Origin of the sequence: Kribbella sp. NBC_01505 (genome assembly GCF_045040285.1) — a bacterium.
Taxonomy (GTDB): domain Bacteria; phylum Actinomycetota; class Actinomycetes; order Propionibacteriales; family Kribbellaceae; genus Kribbella.
The window spans coordinates 9,486,291-9,504,840 of sequence record NZ_CP109425.1 but is presented as its reverse complement, the minus strand read 5'-3'; the positions used below and the strand labels follow the sequence as shown (position 1 = coordinate 9,504,840).

The following is an 18,550-nucleotide window of genomic DNA, read 5'->3' as shown; positions in this document are numbered from 1 at the left end:
GATTTAGGCTGCCAGTTGAGTGATTTCCCTGAACCCTAGCTCGTATTCTCGGGGTGTCAAATATCCGAGCGTGGAGTGACGGCGAATGGTGTTGAAGTAGTTGTCTATCCAGTCGATCGTTGCGGCCGTGAGAGTTTTGAGGTCGGGCCACGGGCGGATATGGATGAGTTCTTTCTTGTAAGTTGCGAACGTTGATTCGGATACCGCGTTGTCGTAGCAGATCCCAGTCCGGCCGAGCGATCTGCGAATACCGGCCTGCGCGCAGTACCGGTCGAATTCGCTGGATGTGTATTGCGTGCCGCGGTCGGAGTGGAATATGACGCCGTCATTCGGTGCCCGGTTCGCGATGGCCATGTCGAGTGCATCGGTGACCAAGCTGGTGCGCATGTGGTCAGCGATCGCGTAGCCGATGATCGCGCGCGAATGCAGGTCGATCACGGTCGCCACGTAGGCCCAGCCGGTCCAGGTCTTGACGTAGGTGATGTCTCCGCACCACTTCTGGTTCAGTTCGTCGGCAGTGAACGAGCGCCCGATCAGGTCCGGTGCACCGATCGGCTGGTCGCCGTGGATTGTGGTGCGCTTCCACGCCTTCGGGTGCCGGCCACGCAGTCCGGCCAGCCGCATCAAGCGCCAGAGTCGCTTGTGCCCAACCCGGTGCCCAGCCGCAGCCAGCCCCGCGCGCAACCGGCGCACGCCAGGATTACCCCGCGCTTCATGGTGCAGATTCCGCAAGACCACGATCAGCATCTCGTCGCAGGTCTGATGCTGCGACGGGACGGCCTTGCGCCAGGCGTAGTAGCCCGACGTCGAGACACCCAGTTCGGCGCACATGAACCGCACCGGATACTCGCCGGAATCAGCCCAGTCCGCGATAGCAGCGAAAATCACTGCTTTCCTTTCGCGAACCAGGTCGCAACTTTTTTCGCGAACTCGACCTGCATCTGCAACTCGGCGATCGCGGCCTTGTCATTCTTGGCCTGTTCACGCAGCCGGATCAGTTCCAGCCGCTCGGACTCACCCAACGGGCCATCACCTGGCGCCGCCGGTTCCTCGGAGTCTTTAGCCTTCTTCACCCATCTACCCAACGTCATCTCGTGAACGCCGATATTACGGGCGACCTCGGCAACCGACCGGCCACCCGCAAGCACGAAACCTACCGCCTCGCGCTTGTACTCCTCACTGAAACTACGACGAGTCGAACCCATCTACAAACTCCCGACGAATCGGGCAGCTACTCACGGTGGTCCACCGAAGCGGGAACGGTCCACTTCTTACTGGTCGCAGTCAGCCCATCAACAATGCACCCAACCACAGTCGCCGTCGCAGGCTTGGCCTCAAGGTTCACCTCAGAAACCTCGCCCGTAAGAAAACGGAGCGACCCGCCATACTTCGTCCCCGCCAACTGAGATCCACCCATCAACAACCTGGCCGACGCCAACGCTTCCCCCGTCATCACCCGCTCAAACGGAAACGACGGACTGTTGCTGACAAACCCCTCCGACTGCGTGTCAATGAAAACCTTGTAGTCAGCCATAATTTTCGCCTTAGCCGCGACAGTCGGGTCAACCGGCGTAGGCGACGGCTTCGGAGTACTGGGAGTTGGTGTTGCCTGTTCGGCCGGTGCCAACGCCTTGTCATCGCCACCGCAGGCGCTACCTCCAACCAACAGATCGAACGCCATCGTCGCGCTGCAGACGGTCCGAAGCGATCTCCTGGTCATGCGCACCCCGGCTCGGTCTTCTTCAATGTGTCGGTATCACTCGCCTTCCAACGACCATCGACCATCGTGACCTGGTCGTGGGTGGATACCTCACCTGCTGCGGGTGTGACCTTGCCCTTCTTGCTGGTCGCCGTCAGCCCATCAAAGATGCACCCGTAAACCATGGCAGTCGAAGGCGTGGCCTTCAGGTTCAAAGAAAAGACCTCGCCCCTGAGGAACCGCAGCGACGCGGCGTACTTCGTCCCGGCCAACTCAGAAGCGGCCATCACCGACTTGGTCGACGCGAGCGCCTTCCCCGTCATGACCTCTTCGTACGGGAACGTCGGGTGGTTGCTGACGAAGCCCTTCGACTGCGTGTCGATGAAGACCTTGTAGTCGGCCATGATCTGCGCCTTGGCTACCTCAGTCGGGTCAACCGGCGTCGGCGTCGGACTCGGAGTTGTGGGAGCTCCTGAAGGAGTCCCGGCCGTCTGCGGAGTATCGCTGCCGCGGCTGGAACAGCCGATGACCAGACCAGCAACTACTACGACGCCGGCTACGGCCCGACGGATGCGCATGCCGACCTTTCTCGTTCGATGCATTGAGCTACGCATGCGGCGGATGCGTAGCTCACCCTGCGGTGTGGTGCTTTGTCAGCGGACTACGGCGTGGATCTCGTCTACCGTGAGAGCCTGGGTAGCGGTGTTGGTGGGGCCGGGGATGTCTTCTTGGGTGTCGCCTTCGAGCCACCACTCGATGGTCCAGGCGACCTCGGCGGTGAGGGTGTACTTGCCTGACTTGCCGTAGGTGACTGTGCAGGCAGCGGGATCACCTTCAGCGCTTTCGGACCAGGGGACGCCGGCGTTGTCGCAAGTCTGAGACTCTCCCCAGCCGGGGGACAGCCCGATGTGCGGGACGACCTGCCACTTCAGGTTGTAGCCCTCGAGTGTGAGTTCTTTGGACTGTGTTGCGTAGCGCTTCGGGTCGAACTTGCCGTTCTCGTCGGTCAGCCAGACCCAGGTCGGGAAACCCACAACCTGTGCGGTTGGGACCGGATTCACGGCGATGAACGTTTTCGGGATGATCAGTTTGGCAACGACCTCTTGGTCCATCACCTCCTTCGGCGTACGGCGGGGGGCGTCGGGCGGGGTAAGGAAGAACTGGACCTCTAGCCCGGCGCGTTCGATCATGCCCGCTTGCTGCATGTTCATGACCTCGAATCGTTCGAGCGCCTGCTGGAATTCGGCCAGTGTCTTGTAGTCGCCGAAGGCGCAGAACTTCTGGTACCAGTGACCGCCGTTGGTGCCCTCGACCGGCTCTCCGACTCCGCTGATGTAGTCAGGCTTCGGCACCCAGACACAGGCCGGTTTCGTACCTGTCTGTGAGGTCTTGCTCTTTCGCGGGTCCTTGGGATCGGTCACAGGTGTCTTAGGACACTTGATCTTGCCCTCAGCGGAATCGAGCACGGATCCTACTGATGCGCTCGGAGAACCGCATGTCGCGGTCGCCGATGCCGGTGCCGCTGTGAAGAATGTGCTGATAAGGCCGAGGGAGACCGCGGCGACGGCGAGCCTCGTCATGCGCAGCCCGGCTGGGTCTTGTTGAGGCCCGTGGTCTCGGTTGCTTTCCAGTGGCCGTCGATGAGCATCATCTGGTCGTGTCGGGAGAGCTCATCCTGAAGGCTGGTCACTTTGCCCTTCTTGCTAGTCGCTTTGAGGCCGTCGAAGACGCAGGCCTGCACAGTTGCCGTGGCGGGCTTGGCCTTGAGATTCAGTTGCGAGACTTCGGCCCTGAGGAACCTGGCCGACCCGCTGTACCTCGTACCGGCCAGTAGGGAGGCGCCCATCACGGACTTGGCGGACGCCAAGGCATTCCCCGTCATGACCTGCTCGAACGGGAACGTCGGACTGTTGCTCACCAAGCCGCGTGTTTGGATGTCGATGAAGACCTTGTAGTCCGCGATGATCTTCGCCTTGGCTGCGACGGTGGGGTCGACCGGGGTGGGGGTTGGCTTGGGGGTGGTGGTTGTTGGTTGGTCGGTTGGGGGGAGGGACTTTTTGTCGCTGCCGCCGCAGGCGGTGGCTCCTAGGAGGAGGCCGACGGCCAGGGTTGTGGTGCACGCGATGTGGCGGATCTTCATACTGCCTTCCCCGTTGAGGTACCGATCAGTTCGGTCACCCTATGCTGCCGTACGGTCACGGGGGTGGGCAACGCACGGTACGCCGATTGCAGGAAGTGGCAATCGGTGTGTTGTGTGGGATCAGCGGGAGATGCCGACTTCGCTGCTCGCTCGATTGCATCCAGGGAACCGTCAGCTCGGTGAGCTCTCGCTCAGGTTGTCGTCGAGCTGGACGATGGCGGCCGGGCCATGCGGTCCGACCGCCATAGTGTCAGCCCACGCGCATGGCTTGTACTCCGTTGCAACCGAATCCGCAGCGCTGTTTCTCGTCGTTGAACCGCCCCCAGGTAACAAGGCTGCCGTCGTCGGACATATCGATCGCAAGATCTCGATACGCCGTGCCGGTCGTCGGTCCCGGAACCTCGATCGTCCGGCGACTGGCGACGTCATAGACGTAGAGACGGTCTGGACCGTTGGTGAGGTGCCTGAGAAAAGCGATCCGTTTTCCGCCGCTGCTGACCTCTGCGCCATCATAGTAGACGTGCAGCGGATTCTCCGTCGCTATTGCATCGGCGATGCTGAACGGCTGCCCGACAGGTTTTACGACCTCGTAGAAGCCCTCATTCCAGTCACTTCCGACGGCGTACACGGCGGTCCCATCGTCGCTGAAGGACATGAAGAGGATTCCGTTCTCCATAGCGGCGTAGGGCAGGGTGTAAGACCCGGTGGCAGTGTTGTAGAACACCCAGACCGCCTCGGTGTTGTTCGGTTTCGCTGGATCGATTGGAGCTGTTTCGTACATGATCGTGTTGCCGTCTGCCGACATCCCGAGGTTGCCCCAGAGATCCCATCGGCAAGTTTGTCTGCCCGGGCAAACATCTACCCGTACCCGGCCGCTAGGCGATGCTCGATAAATTTCGTTGATCACCTCCCCATTGGGACCCCTCTTTGCGACGAGGAAGGCGAGGTAAGATCCCGACGGAGTCAGACGCATCGTCGAGATGTTGTTGACCGGGTCTCCGGATGTCCAGGTCTTGCCGGTCGTCAGATCATGTACGAAGACCCGCACCTGTGCGGTTCCGGCCGCCACCTGGTAGGCGACAGTCTGGCCGTCACCGGCGTTTGGGAAGGTCTTGTTGAAAAGTTCAGGCATCGCCAGAACAGGTTGCGGGGTGACGCCGTCTTCGGCTCTCGATGCGAGCTCGAACTCACCTGTGTAGAGGTCCCGGCGGATGGTGTACTGCTGGCCGTCGTACGGCAGCCCTGGAACTGCGGTGATCCAGTTCATTCCGGGGACGTTGAAGAACGCGTAGCGACCGCTCGCGGAGACGGATGCGCCAGACAGGCCGACGTCGGCTCGTCCTGGCTGTAGGTCGCCGCCCAGTGGCGACTCGCCGAGACCGCGGCTGATGTCTGTGGCCGTGACGTCGCTGACGATCGCACGTCGGACCACGAAGCTTTCGCTCATGACTGGATCCGAATCGCCCAAGGCGTTGAGCGCCCGCACGGAAGCCGTGTAGGTCTTGTCGCTCGACAGCCCAGCGAGCGTGACGCTGGTTTTCCCGGCCGGCACGTAACGGACTCCGCTGTCAGGCTCTGTTGTAACGACGTACTGCGTCAGCGGTAAGCCGCCAGTGTTGCCTGGGGCCTTCCAACCGATGGTGGCGGTGAGGTCCCCCGGAGCGACGCGTACGTCGGTGACCGCGTCGGGCCGGCGTGACCCCACCCGCACGGTCATGTCGGCGATCAGTTTCGGGTGGTCCAAGTTGGCCTCAACCTCTGCGATGATTTTGGCCTCACCGTTGGTTCCTGGTGGTGCGGAGAACAACCCGTTCGGTGTCAAGGATCCGACGCTGAAGTCGCCGAGCCGCCAAGTGATCGGCTCATCGGGGTGCCCTGGGATCGAGCCGCGGACCTGTACCGATTCGCCGCCGAGGATCTGCGCCGTGGGTGGATCGAGAACGATGCCGAGGAAGGGGCCAGAGGCTTCCCGGTGTAGGACCTCGAGTTCGAGGATCTTCTTTTTTGACCACTCTTGTTTAATGCCGAACGCGTCGATGAAGAGGCCTGCGTCCAGGGTGAGCCCGATGGTGGCCTCCCACCAGGGACTGGCGCCGATGTTCACCTCGGCCTCTATGTAGGGGCTCAGCACGATGTTTGGTCCACCGATACCGTTGAAGACGAGCCCCAGCGCGTTTTCGAGCGTGACCCGTCCCTCGGTCTGCAGGGACGGGGTCACTCGAAGGAACCCGTACTTCAGCGGCTCCTCGAACGACTGACCCTGGACGTTCCCAGGGGTGCTGATGATGTTGACGCCTACCCGCTGACTGAACTCACCGTCCACCAGGATGCTGGCCTTGCCGCTTACCTCCAGTCTCAGAATCAACTGCAGTTCGGGACAGACCTGGACGGGCACTACGCCGACCATGAACCGGAGACAGATTCCTCTTAGCTTGCCCAGTTTGAACGGTTTATCGAAGTTCAAGCCTCTGGCTTTGAGGAACGCCTTGAACTGCAGCGTCGTTTCGACGCCGAGCTGCAGCTGAGCCTTGCGCGATCCGACCTGGATGTTCTGCTCCCAGAACGGTTTGAGCAGGGCGGTGAGCCGCAGATCGACACCTTCGGAGCTGCGTCCCTCGGTGCCTCCGAAGGAGTGCTCCATCTCGACCATGAAGGCACCCTCGCGAAGTCCGACAGTCCAGTCACCGGCTGGTGCCATCCGTGTTTCCGCGCCCCCTTGGCGCAGTGTCTTGCCACGGACTGTGGACTCGCGCAGCCGCACGCCCGGCATCGCGGGTTCGAAGGATGCAACGTCGCCGTCGACCATCTCCCCGCGACCGGACAGTTCACCCTCCGACAGCACGTCAGTGAGTGGCGCGTCCGCCGTCAAGAGGACACGCATTCCTGCGTAGTTGTCGATGCGCAATACCTTCTTCAAGAATCCCAGAGGTGCCACCGTCGACGATTCGCCGACGACGATGTCGCCGGCGACGATCGCCGCCAACTGTGGCGTCGGGCGTTCGATCGCGATCGCGCCGTCGGAAGACATTTCGCTGATGGCAGCCATAGATGCCGCGCTGAGGACGATCGGCATCTTCTTGACCGTGACACGGGGCCGGATCGGCAGCGTGGGTGTAGTTGCTGAGCCGGTCCCGCTGGCGTTCTTCGCCGCGACAGTCAGGGTGTATTGGGTCTCCGGATCGAGGCCAGGAATGGTGGCAGTCGTGGTCGGCACGTCAACGGTGCGGTCGCCAGGCGACACCTTGACCGTGTAGCCGGTGATCGCGGATGTTCCAGTGTCCGTCGGCGCCCGCCAATTGATGACGAGTATCCCGGGAGCGCTGGGGGCTATGTCGACGTTGGATGGTGCGTCGGGCGCACGTTCGGCGGTCGGGGTCGCGTTGGAGGTTGCCTGCGGGCCTGCGCCCGCGTTGTTCTTCGCCCGGACCTTGAAGGTGTAGGCAGTACCGTTCGTGAGACCCCGCACTGCCGCCACAGTCGTATCTGCCGCGATGTTCTGGACGATGTTGCCAGGCGATGCCTCGACTTCGTAGCCCGTGATATCGGCGCCGCCATCGGGCGGATGCACCCATTGCAAGTCGACGCGACCATCCAGAGCGGTGACCGCGTTGACGATCGGCGCCATGGGAACCTCGGCAGGCCGGGGCCGAACCAGCACTGGCGCGGACTCTGCGGATCCGTTGCCGTTGACCGCTGTCACGACGACGCTGTACTCCGTGCCGTTGATGAGCCCGGTCAGGACCGCCGACCGTGCCGTCGCACCGAGTATGACGGAGGCCCCGCCGGGCGTGGCAGTGACCTTGTAGCTCGCCACGCTGTCGGCGCCCGTTGGGGGGGACCAATAGACCGAAGCCGCCGCATCACGCGGTGTGGATTCTGTGATGAACGGCTTGTCGGGAGGTGCCGGCAGCCGCGGGGTGACCGCCGACGACGAGGCTGAAGCGGCGGACGATCCGGCCGCGTTCATCGCCGTGACCCGAAAGGTGTATTGCCGGCCGTTGGTCAGGCCGTCGATGCTTGCTGTTGTGGAGGTTGTCGTGACTGTTCGGCCACCGGGGCTGACAGTCACGCGGTAACTCGAGATGGGCAGGTCGCCCTCGTCGTCGGGCGCTGTCCAGGTAACCGAGGCTGCCGCATCGGACGGAGTCGCCTTGACGCTGACCGGGGTACCAGGTGCTTGCGGGGAAACTGCGTAGCCTTGAAGTTCGCCATAGATCCGCGCGGGCGCGCTGGTGCCGTTGGTGATGGTCACGTCGCCGGTAGCGCTGACTCTGGCCCACACGAGATTGTACGAATAGGCGTCGGGAGCGTATACGACATCGGTGGCCGGCGTCGGCTTGGCCTGGCCTGTCGGGTAGGTGACGAGCTCGCCGGATGTCGCGTTTCCGGATGCCATCACGTGCAGTGCTACGGCGCCGACACCTTGTGGGACCTCAGCGACCCCCGCTACGTGAAGCGTCTTCGATCCGCCCGCCGCGATCAACGTGGTGCCGGTGTCGAGCACTCGGACGGGTTTGGCTGCGGTGACTCTCATCGACGGGGCACCGGTGTTAGCCGACGGGGTGTAGTAGCCCACTAAGTCCACTGTGAAGTGCGATGCGCCCTTGCCGCCGTACAGGCCGAGCTGACCGTTGGCAGCCAGTGCGGCGATCGCCGAACTGGTCAGTGGGCGCTTCAGGTTGTAACTGCCGTTCGACACAGCCGGTGGTGCGGCACCGGCCGGATGCACTACCCATGTTCCTGCAGCGGCGGGCATCCAGGCTGTGACGTTGACGGCCACCGCCGTGATGGCGCTGACAGCGGGCAGCCCGGCCTTACCTGCGACCGCGAACGTGAGGCTCTTGTCCGTGGGCGCGGTGCCTACCGGAACGCCGCCAAGACCAGTTCGGGTGTCCACGATGCGGGTCTGCTTGAGCGGAACGAATCGACTGGCCGCGACCGGCACACTGTCGTCGGTGTAGTAGCCGAATACATCGAGGAGGACTCGGATGGTGCCCGTGCTGTTGTTCTTGAAGTTGAACTGCCCGGTGCCGTTGGTCCGGATAAGGCTCGATGTGGAGCCGTAGGCCTGGTTCGACTTGAACTGCATCGTCCACACCGATGGTTCTGGTTCGCCCGCCGCCCAGGTCGGCAGTGAACCGTTCGCAGTCGCTGTCATGACGATGATGTTGGCCATGACTCCCGATATACCGCTGGCGGGAAGGCCGTTTCGTCCCCCGAGCGTCGTAGTCACGGTTTTCCCCGCGGTCACGAGTGTTGCCGCACCGGTGTCCAGCACACGTTTTGGCGCCGCCAGTTGTACGTACTGACCACGGCCGCTCGTAGAGGAGCTACCACTCATGGTGGGAGTGGGTGGACTCTCGCTACCACTGGAGACGGCTTGGACCTCACTGGTGATGAGTCCAGACATGATGAGTGATAGCAGAACTAGCAGACCGCAGAACTTACGCACGAAAGCCCCCAGTGATATCTGCGGCGCCTCATCGCCGCAGAGAACCGATCGTAGTCACCGAGTGGCTGTCCGTGGCCTGGTTTTCGTTGCAACAAAGTGCAACTGTCACCCCCGTGCTTTGCGCGGACAACCTGGCGATTACGCGACGTTGTCTGCGGCTTCACCACGGCCGCTGGGGTGGATCGCTGCTGGTAGGGGGAACTGGCAGACTTGGTGGCTGAGGTCGGCGGCCTCTGCGATCCGGCTGGTGTGGCAGGTGTGAGCGTGCCTCGGAACTTATCCGGACAGCTCGCAGCATCGGACGTTCGGACTGGTTGTACGAATGCGTCTGGCGGCTACCAGTTGGGCCGATGTGCTGTGGTTGGCCTGACATCGCGCGGCCGACGCACGGTATGCCGATTGCAGGAAGTGGCAATTAGCGGGAGATGCCGACTCCGCTGCGGGCGTCGCGGCCGTATTTGGCGAGTTCGGCGTCGAGGTCGAGGCGGGTGACGCCGGCGTGTTCGCGGTCGGCGGGGGTGAGTTGGTCGGCGGGGATGATCCAGACGATCTCGAACTCGAGACCGTCGGGGTCCTTGCCGTACAGGGATTTCGTGGTGCCGTGGTTGGAGGAGCCGACCAGGGCGCCGGCTTCCTGGAGGGCGGTGGCGAGGTCGGACAGGTCGCCGAGGGTGTCGACTTCCCAGGCCAGGTGGTAGAGGCCGACCGTGGTCTTGCCCGCGCCGGAGGCGGCGGCCTCGGGGCCGAGCTGGAAGAGGCCGAGGTCGTGGTCGTTGGTGGAGCCTGGTGCCTGCAGGAAGGCCGCGCCGGAGAACGAGTCGCCGCCGTCGGTGTAGCCGAAGCCGAGGACGTCGCGGTAGAACGCGACGCTCGTGGCCACGTCGCGCACGTACAGCACCGCGTGGTTGAGCCGGAAGATCGCCATCGCATACCCCCATCTAGTGACTGACGAAAGCCACTATAGTTGAAGGCTCAACTGAAATCTAGCGGCGGCGGTACTTACGCTTGGGGGTCGGACCCTTCGGTGCCGTGCCCTTCTTCTTCTGCGGCCGGTTCTGCTGCTGCTTCGACGGTTCGGCCTTCTTCGGCTCAGGCTCCGGGCGGGTGCCGCGGGTGCTGTTCGCGGTGCGGCCGCGGACGATGCCGACGAATTCCTCGACGAGGCTGGAGTCCACGTCGACCGGCCAGGTCAGCGCGACCTGGGAGGAGGGCGCGTCGGTGACCGGCCGGAACGTCAGGTCCTTGCGGTGGTGCAGCCGTGCCAGCGACATCGGTACGACGAGCAACCCGGTGCCCATGGCAACCAAGGCCACCGCGTCCGCGGTCGAAGCGGGCCGCTCGTCGATCACCCGGCCGGGTAGTGGCTGCTCCCACTCCAGTACGTCGTCCTGCGGGTGCAGGATCAGTTCGTCGGAAAGGTCATCGAGGGTGACCTCCTCGACGGCCGTGACCACGTGATCCTTCGGAACCACCACGACCGTCTGTTCGACGTACAGGGGGATCGCGTGCAGGCCGGTCCGGTCGAATGGGAGCCGGACGAGCGCCGCGTCGGCGTCGTCGGCGTGGATCAGCCCGACCGCGTCGGCGGCGGTGACCTGGATCAGCCGGATCGGTGTCCTGGGCAACCTCTCGGCCCAGATCCGGGCCCACTTGGCCGGTGTCACGCCCGGGACGTACCCGAGGCGGAAGGAGGTGTCGGTCACGCGGTCAGGCTACCGGTCGAGCCGGGATACCCTGATCCAATGACCGCACGTAAGACCTCTCAGGACATGAAGCCCGCGACAGCGGCGAAGAAGCTGGACATCTACCTTCCGGCGACTCCGGCCGAGTTCCAGGACGGGTTCATCTCCCGCGAGGAGCTGACGGTGCTGCAGAACGACCCGCCCGAGTGGCTGCAGGAGCTCCGCAAGGCCGGCCCGCACCCGCGCTCGGTGGTCGCGGCCCGCCTCGGCGTGTCGATCAGCGGCCTGGCGCGCGCCGGTGTCACCGACGCGCTGACCACGGACGACATCGACGCGATCCGTGCCGACAACCCCGACTGGCTCGAGCACGAGCGCGGCATTCAGGCGGACGTCCTCGCCGAGGCCGCCCGCCTGAAGGAAGAGAAGAAGCTCCGCCGTTAGTTTGGCGCGCGCCTAAGAAACAGGCCTAGCGCACAGGCTTAACGAACAGGCCCGTACGGGAAACGCCGATCCGGGTCGTACGTCGAGCGGACCGCGTCCAGCCGCGCCAGCGTCTCGGGTGACCAGCACGCCTCGTACGAGCCGGGGATCACGAAGCCGTCGGCGAGATTGACGGTGTTCTCGGCCGAGATCCACTTCTGCAGAGCGCCCAGGAGCTGGTCGGCCACAGCCGGCAGCACGGTCTCGAACAGGCTCGGGTCGGGCGCGCCGATGAAGAACAGTGAGTGGGCGCCGCCGCGGCCACCGACCGCACTACCCTCCGGTACGTCGCGCGCCGTGGCACCGCCCAGTTGCCGGATCTCGACCCCGATCAGCGGCAGCTGCTGCTCCGGACCGACGGCCGCGAGGAAGGCACCCGCGAAGTCGCCGTCCAGCTCGTCGAGCAGGACTCCGCGGTCGAACGACGGGGTCGGGTCGGTCGGGTCGTTGTGGATCGACGCGATCGCCGACGCCGGCATCTCGGCCACGGCGTCGATCAGGAGTGCACCGGCCGCCCGGATCGGGGCGAACAGCTCCTCGCCCGCCACCGAGTCGCCGACGTACGCGAACCGGATGCTGAGCACGGTCTTGCCGCGCAGCGGTTCGGGGATGAACGGCAGCGGCGGGAGGCGCAGGATCATCGCCGACGTGGTCGCGGCCTCCGGCAGACCCGGGATCCACTCCAGCCAGGTGCGGAACGCGGTGTCGATGTCCGGAGCGTCGAAGAAGACGGAACCGCCGTACAGGGTGGTCAGCTCGACCAGCTCGATGTCAACCGAGGTGACGACGCCGAAGCCGCCCTTGCCGCCGCGCATCGCCCAGAACAGCTCCGGGTGCGAAGTCGCGTTCGCGGTCACCACGTCACCGGCGCCGGTGACGAGCTCGAAGCCGCGGACCCAGTCGGAGGCGACGCCGAACGTGCGCGCCATCGGGCCGAACCCGCCACCGAGCACCAGCCCGATGCAGCCGACCGAACCGGAGGCGCCGGCGATCGGGGCGAGCCCGTGCTCGGCCGCGGCCGCGACGACCTCGCCCCAGCGGCAGCCGGCCTCGATGTGCGCGGTCTTCGTGGCCGGGTCGATGGTGATGCCCTTGAGGCGCGACGTAGTGATGACGATGCCCTCGGTGACCGGTGTGCCCAGGCCGTGGCCGGTCGCCAGCACGCGGATCGGCGTACCGGTCTCTACTGCCACGGCGACCGCGGCGGCGGCGTCGGCGGCCGAACTGATCCCGACCACGACCTCCGGCCGGTGCACGACATTGGTCTTGAATCCGGCCACTTCGGCGGCGAATCCTTCATCGCTCGCGGTCAGCACCGGCCCGGTGACGGTACGTCGTAGTTGATCGGCCAGTGTGGTGTCGTTCGTCATGCTGTTCCCCTCTGATTCGAGCTCCCTCGAGTCCGACTCTTCCGCACGCCGAGGTCACTCCGCCACACCGAAGAGGCACCCCGACTCGACGGTAATAGCGTTGTCCTGAAAGTCTGTGCGAGCGGCCCGGCCAAATCTTGTGTCTCACAAGGGCCGGGCCGTTACACGCATGGTGCGACAGGGAGGCGGTCGATGTTCAAGCGTATCGCAGTTGTGAACCGAGGCGAGGCCGCGATGCGGCTCATCAACGCGGTCCGGGAGGTCAACGCCGAGGGTGGCGAGCCGATCGAGACGGTGGCCTTGTTCACGGACGGCGAGCGTACGGCGACCTTCGTGCGCGAGGCGGATCTGACGTACCCGTTGGGCCCGGCGTCGGCACGGCCGTACCTGGACCTCGCCGTACTGGAACGGGCACTGCGCGAGAGCGGCGCGGACGCGGCCTGGGTCGGCTGGGGATTCGTCGCCGAGGACCCGGCCTTCGCCGAGCTGTGCGAGCGGATCGGGGTCACCTTCATCGGCCCGTCGCCCGAGGCGATGCGCAAACTCGGCGACAAGATCGGCTCCAAGCTGATCGCCGAGGAGGTCGGCGTACCGGTCGCTCCGTGGAGCCGGGGTCCGGTCGAGTCGCTCGAGGCGGCGCTGGCCGCGGCCGAGACGATCGGCTACCCGTTGATGCTCAAGGCAACGGCCGGTGGTGGTGGCCGCGGGATCCGCATGGTCGGATCCGTCGATGAGCTGACGGACGCCTATGCCCGGACCAGTGAGGAGGCGGCCCGCGCCTTCGGCAGCGGCATCGTCTTCCTGGAGCGCCTCGTCACCGGCGCCCGGCACGTCGAGGTGCAGGTCATCGCCGACGGTCAGGGCACCGCGTGGGCGCTCGGCGTCCGTGACTGCTCGGTCCAGCGCCGCAACCAGAAGGTGATCGAAGAGTCCGCCTCACCGCTGCTGTCGGCCGGTCAGGTCGAGGACCTGAAGGCGTCCGCCGAGCGGCTGGCCCTCGCGGTCGGTTACCGCGGCGCGGCCACGGTCGAGTTCCTGTACCACCCGGGGGAGAAGACCTTCGCGTTCCTCGAGGTGAACACCCGCCTCCAGGTCGAGCACCCGATCACCGAGCTGACCACCGGGTTCGACCTGGTCAAGGCCCAGTTGCACGTCGCGAACGGCGGCCGTCTGACTGCGTCGGTTGGAGGGGGCATCAAGCCGGTCGAGCTCGGGCACGCCGTCGAGGCTCGCCTGAACGCCGAGGACCCGGACCGCGACTTCGCTCCGTCACCCGGCCGGATCGCCGTACTGGATCTGCCGTTCGGTCCGGGCGTCCGGGTCGACACCGGGGTGAGCGCCGGCGACAGCATCCCGGCCGACTTCGACTCGATGATCGCCAAGATCATCGGCTACGGCCGGACCCGCGAGGAGGCGCTGGCACGCCTGCGCCGCGCGGTGACCGCGACCACCGTGCTGATCGAGGGCGGCGCGACCAACAAGAGCTTCATTCTTGAACTGCTGGACCAGCCCGAGGTGATCGACGGCAGCGCCGACACCGGCTGGATCGACCGCGTCCGCGGCGAGGGTCGCCTGGTCTCGCACAAGCACTCCGGGATCGCGCTGGTCGCCGCGGCGATCGAGGGCTACCAGGACGCCGAGAAGGTCGAGCGGAGCCGGTTGCTGGAGACCGCTCACGGCGGGCGTCCGCAGGTGCAGCACGAGGTCGGTCGCGCGATCGACCTGAAGCTGCGCGGGGCGACGTACCGGGTGACGGTCGCGCGGATCGGCCGGACCCGGTTCCGGGTCGGCGTCGGCTCCGGCAACGATCCCTTCCAGGTGGTGGATGCCGACCTCGAGCGTCTCGACGGGCACAGCGGCCGGCTGACGGTCGGCGGGCAGCGGTTCCGGCTCGTCACCGCGACGCACGGTCCGGTGCACCTGATCGAGGTCGACGGGGTCACCCACCGCGTCAGCCGGGACGAAGGCGGCGTACTGCGTTCGCCCGCGCCCGCGCTCGTGGTTGCGACGCCGGTGCAGACCGGTGCCGTCGTCGAGGCTGGTGCACCGGTGCTTGTGCTGGAGAGCATGAAGATGGAGACGGTGCTCTACGCGCCGTTCAAGGCCACGGTGAAGGAGCTGCAGGTCTCGACCGGCAGCCAGGTGGAGACCGGCGCTCCGATGCTCCGGCTGGAGCCGATCGCCGACGAGTCCGACGGTGAAGCAGCCGCTCCGGTGCAGAACGGTGTCCGGCTCGAGCTGCCGCGCCGTACCGGGGAGATCTCGCCGGAGGAGCGCGTCGAGCGCGGGCTGGACGACCTGCGCAGCATGCTGCTCGGGTTCGACATCGACCCGCGCGACGAAGGCGGCATGCTGGCCGGCTACCTGCTGGCGCGGACGCAGTTGCCGCAGCCGCCCGTGGTGGCCGAGATCAACCTGATGTCGGTGTTCGCCGACTTCGCCGAGCTGAGCCGCAACCGGCCGGCCGGTGAGGAGATCAACACCGAGAACCGGGTGCACAGCCCGCGGGAGCACTTCCACACCTACTTGCAGAGCTTGGACCCCGAGCGCGGTGGGCTGTCGGCCGAGTTCCAGGCTCGGCTCGCCCGGGTGTTCGCGCACTACGGCGTGACGGATCTGGAGCGCAGCACCCAGCTCGAAGAGGCCGTGTTCCGGATCTTCCTCGCCCAGCAGCGGACCACGCCGGACATCCTGCTGGTCACGTCGGTGCTGGAGCGCTGGATCGACGAGTCACGGCCGGAGGCCCCGCTCGACGAGGCCGTGCACGAGCTGCTGGACCGGCTGGTGCTGGCCACGCAGCTGCGCTTCCCGATCATCGGCGACCTGGCCCGCAGCGTCCGCTTCCGCTGGTTCGACCAGCCGCTGGTCGACGCGGCGCGCGCCTCGGTGATCGACGGCGTCAGCGACGAGGTCGCCGACCTGGCCGCGAACCCGGCGGCGGCGGACGGCAAGGAGCGGATCGACGCGCTGGCCGCGATCCCGGAGCCGATCGTCCGGTTCCTGGCGCAGCGGCTGAAGGGCGGCTGGGGTGAGCGCGAGCCGATGCTCGAGGTGCTCATCCGCCGCCACTACCGCGAGTACGAGCTGCACGACGTCCGCGAGGTCGCGGTCGACGGACGGCCGTTCGCGACCGCCGACTACACGATCGACGACCGGCCCACGCACCTCGTGACCACGGTCGGGACGACGGCCGAGCTGGCCGACCCGAAGAGTGGCCTGTCCGAGGCGCTGACCGCGCAGCTGGACGCGCGTCCGGCCGGCCACGAGGCCGTGGTCGAGCTCTACCTGCACGGTTCCGACCTCCCCGCCGTACAGCAGGAGGCTTCTGATCTGTATCGGCGGATGGTGTCCGAGCTGCCGATCGCTCAGCGCGCTCGGCGGATCTCGGTCGCCGTCGCGACCGATGGCGACCACCCGGTCTCGTACTTCACCTACCGCCCGGCCGGTGGGTCGATGGTCGAGGACGACAACGTCCGCGGCGTGCACCCGATGGTCGGCCGCCGACTGAACCTGTGGCGCCTCCGCGACTTCCGGATCACCCGTCTGGAGAGCCCGGACGACGTACTGCTCTACTACTGCGTCGCCCGCGACAACGCGGCCGACCAGCGGCTCGTCGCGCTGGCTCAGGTCCGTCAGTTCGCGGTCGTCCGGGACGAGGACGGCAAGGTCACCTCGCTGCCGCACGCCGAGCGCGCGATCGCGAACTGCCTCGAGGCGATCCGCCGAGCCCGTACGGCGCGCGGCGCGGCCGGGGCCAAGCTGGACATGAACCACGTCTGGATCCACATCTGGCCGGTGGTCGACGCACAGGTCAACGAGGTCACCACGCTGAAGAGCAAGATCGCCCCGATGACGGCCGGCGCCGGCATCGAGGAGGTCCTGATCCAGGGCCAGGTCGAGGCACCGGACGGGATTGCCTACCCGGTCGCGGCGCGGTTCTACTACCAGCCGGGCGCCGGTGTCGTGACCTCGATCGAGGAGCCGCCGACCACCCGGTTGGCGCCGCTCGACGACTACGCGCAGAAGGTCCAGCGCTCACGTCGCCGCAACACCATCTACCCGTACGAGGTCAGCGGGATCGTCACCGGTCCGGGCGGCTCGTTCGTCGAGCACGACCTGGACGACAGCGGTGCGCTGGTCCCGGTCGAGCGGCCACGCGGCCTCAACAAGGCCGGCGTCATCCTCGGCGTCGTCAGTACGCCGACCACCCGCTACCCCGAAGGTGTCACCCGGGTCGCGCTCAGCGGCGACCCGACCAAGGCGCTCGGAGCTGTGGCCGAGCCGGAGTGTGCGCGGATCATCGCGGCGATCGACCTGGCCGAGCGGCTGCAGATCCCGATCGAGTGGTACTCGCTGTCCGCCGGTGCGCGGATCTCGATGGACTCCGGGACCGAGAACATGGACTGGGTCGCGAAGGCGCTGAAGCGGATCGTCGAGTTCACCCAGGCCGGCGGCGAGATCAACATCGTCGTGGCCGGGATCAACGTCGGCGCCCAGCCGTACTGGAACGCCGAGGCGACCATGCTGATGCACACCAAGGGCATCCTGGTGATGACGCCGGACAGCGCGATGGTGCTGACCGGTAAGCAGACCCTGGACTTCTCCGGCAGCGTCTCGGCCGAGGACAACTTCGGCATCGGCGGTTACGACCGGGTGATGGGCCCGAACGGTCAGGCGCAGTACTGGGCGCCGGACCTGAAGGCCGCCCGCGACGTACTGATGTCGCACTACGACCACACGTACATCCTTCCCGGCGAGACCGGCCCGCGGCGGGCCGAGACGACGGACCCGATCGATCGCGACGTCACGCCGTACCCGCACATCGTCGAGGGCAGCGACTTCAAGACGGTCGGCGAGATCTTCTCCGCCGAGACCAACCCGGACCGCAAGAAGGCGTTCGACATCCGCACGCTGATGCGGGCGGTCAGCGACCAGGATCACCCGGTGCTGGAGCGCTGGGCCGGGATGGCCGACGCGGACACCTCGGTGGTCCAGGACGCGCGGCTGGGCGGTTACCCGGTCTGCCTGGTCGGGATCGAGTCGAAGTCGGTGCCGCGCCGCGGGTTCCCGCCGGCTGACGGGCCGGACACCTACACCGCCGGCACGCTGTTCCCGAAGTCGTCGAAGAAGACGGCTCGGGCGATCAACACGGCCAGCGGCAACCGGCCCCTCGTCGTACTGGCGAACCTGTCCGGGTTCGACGGCTCGCCGGATTCGATGCGCAACCTGCAACTCGAGTACGGCGCCGAGATCGGCCGCGCGATCGTGAACTTCCAGGGACCGATCGTGTTCTGCGTGGTCTCGCGGTATCACGGCGGCGCGTTCGTGGTCTTCTCCAAGCAGCTCAACCCGTCGATGACCGTGCTCGCGGTCGAGGGCTCGTTCGCCTCGGTGCTCGGTGGGGCACCGGCCGCGGCCGTGGTGTTCTCGGCCGAGGTCGACGCCCGGACGGCGGCCGACCCGCGGGTCGCGGCGCTGGCCGAGCAGGTGTCCGCCGCGAGTGCCGCGGAGCGCGCCGAGATCGCGACCGAGCTGGCCGAGGTGCGCACCGCCGTACGGGCCGAGAAGCTGACCGAGGTGGCCACCGGATTCGACAAGATCCACAGCATCCAGCGGGCCCGTGACGTCGGTTCGGTGGACGCGGTGATCAGTGCGGCCGAGCTGCGGCCGAGGTTGATCGAGGCGATCAGTAACGGCCTGTCGTCGGGTGGTACCAACCAGGTCTAA

12 protein-coding genes are annotated in these 18,550 nt (G+C 66.1%); 2 read left to right on the top strand and 10 right to left on the bottom strand.

All coding sequences use genetic code 11. From position 1 onward, the window contains the following. Positions 1–3: 3 nt before the first annotated feature. The 9 genes from OG474_RS44245 to OG474_RS44205 all read right to left on the bottom strand — a co-directional run bounded on the left by OG474_RS44245 (position 4) and on the right by OG474_RS44205 (position 10,994). A complete protein-coding gene (locus OG474_RS44245) occupies positions 4–888 on the bottom strand; it encodes an IS3 family transposase (protein ID WP_405059693.1) in 885 nt (294 codons plus the stop codon). Beyond that, positions 885–1,205, bottom strand: coding sequence for a transposase (locus tag OG474_RS44240; protein WP_405059692.1), 321 nt, complete (start codon positions 1,203–1,205; stop codon positions 885–887). The genes OG474_RS44245 and OG474_RS44240 overlap by 4 nt, the downstream gene beginning before the upstream one ends. 26 nt (positions 1,206–1,231) lie before the next feature. Beyond that, entirely contained in the window at positions 1,232–1,681 is a 450-nt protein-coding gene (locus tag OG474_RS44235; RefSeq protein WP_405059691.1) for a hypothetical protein, read from the bottom strand. A 35-nt stretch (positions 1,682–1,716) separates the two neighbouring features. Then, entirely contained in the window at positions 1,717–2,277 is a 561-nt protein-coding gene (locus OG474_RS44230) for a hypothetical protein (protein ID WP_405059690.1), read from the bottom strand. 75 nt (positions 2,278–2,352) lie between these two features. Beyond that, positions 2,353–3,051, bottom strand: coding sequence for a hypothetical protein (locus OG474_RS44225; protein ID WP_405059689.1), 699 nt, complete (start codon positions 3,049–3,051; stop codon positions 2,353–2,355). A 224-nt stretch (positions 3,052–3,275) separates the two neighbouring features. Continuing rightward, positions 3,276–3,839, bottom strand: a complete 564-nt coding sequence (locus OG474_RS44220; RefSeq protein WP_405059688.1) for a hypothetical protein — start codon at positions 3,837–3,839, stop codon at positions 3,276–3,278. 250 nt (positions 3,840–4,089) lie between these two features. Further along, positions 4,090–9,015 (bottom strand): fibronectin type III domain-containing protein, encoded by a 4,926-nt coding sequence (locus OG474_RS44215; protein WP_405059687.1) that lies wholly within the window; start codon positions 9,013–9,015, stop codon positions 4,090–4,092. A gap of 691 nt (positions 9,016–9,706) precedes the next feature. Further along, a complete protein-coding gene (locus tag OG474_RS44210) occupies positions 9,707–10,216 on the bottom strand; it encodes a VOC family protein (RefSeq protein WP_405059686.1) in 510 nt (169 codons plus the stop codon). A gap of 58 nt (positions 10,217–10,274) precedes the next feature. Further along, positions 10,275–10,994 carry a LysR substrate-binding domain-containing protein gene (locus OG474_RS44205; protein WP_405059685.1) on the bottom strand — a complete coding sequence of 240 codons (720 nt, stop codon included), beginning with the start codon at positions 10,992–10,994 and terminating at the stop codon, positions 10,275–10,277. Between the two features lie 39 nt (positions 10,995–11,033). Here OG474_RS44205 and OG474_RS44200 point away from each other — a divergent pair, with 39 nt between their 5' ends. Next, on the top strand, positions 11,034–11,414 hold the full coding sequence (locus tag OG474_RS44200; RefSeq protein WP_405059684.1) for a DUF5997 family protein: 381 nt from the start codon (positions 11,034–11,036) through the stop codon (positions 11,412–11,414). A 38-nt stretch (positions 11,415–11,452) separates the two neighbouring features. On the opposite strand, the gene OG474_RS44195 is transcribed toward OG474_RS44200, so the two are convergent. Then, a complete protein-coding gene (locus OG474_RS44195) occupies positions 11,453–12,823 on the bottom strand; it encodes an FAD-binding oxidoreductase (protein ID WP_405059683.1) in 1,371 nt (456 codons plus the stop codon). A gap of 192 nt (positions 12,824–13,015) precedes the next feature. Between OG474_RS44195 and OG474_RS44190 the strand changes: the two genes are divergently transcribed. Then, entirely contained in the window at positions 13,016–18,550 is a 5,535-nt protein-coding gene (locus tag OG474_RS44190) for a carboxyl transferase domain-containing protein (protein WP_405059682.1), read from the top strand.

Excerpts from the sequence above, each read along its gene's own strand:
- OG474_RS44240 (WP_405059692.1), bottom strand. The coding sequence starts at position 1,205 with ATGGGTTCGACTCGTCGTAGTTTCAGTGAGGAGTACAAGCGCGAGGCG.
- OG474_RS44235 (WP_405059691.1), bottom strand. The coding sequence starts at position 1,681 with ATGGCGTTCGATCTGTTGGTTGGAGGTAGCGCCTGCGGTGGCGATGAC.
- OG474_RS44230 (WP_405059690.1), bottom strand. The coding sequence starts at position 2,277 with ATGCGCATCCGTCGGGCCGTAGCCGGCGTCGTAGTAGTTGCTGGTCTG.
- OG474_RS44220 (WP_405059688.1), bottom strand. The coding sequence starts at position 3,839 with ATGAAGATCCGCCACATCGCGTGCACCACAACCCTGGCCGTCGGCCTC.
- OG474_RS44215 (WP_405059687.1), bottom strand. The coding sequence starts at position 9,015 with ATGGCCAACATCATCGTCATGACAGCGACTGCGAACGGTTCACTGCCG.
- OG474_RS44210 (WP_405059686.1), bottom strand. The coding sequence starts at position 10,216 with ATGGCGATCTTCCGGCTCAACCACGCGGTGCTGTACGTGCGCGACGTG.
- OG474_RS44200 (WP_405059684.1), top strand. The coding sequence starts at position 11,034 with ATGACCGCACGTAAGACCTCTCAGGACATGAAGCCCGCGACAGCGGCG.
- OG474_RS44195 (WP_405059683.1), bottom strand. The coding sequence starts at position 12,823 with ATGACGAACGACACCACACTGGCCGATCAACTACGACGTACCGTCACC.
- OG474_RS44190 (WP_405059682.1), top strand. The coding sequence starts at position 13,016 with ATGTTCAAGCGTATCGCAGTTGTGAACCGAGGCGAGGCCGCGATGCGG.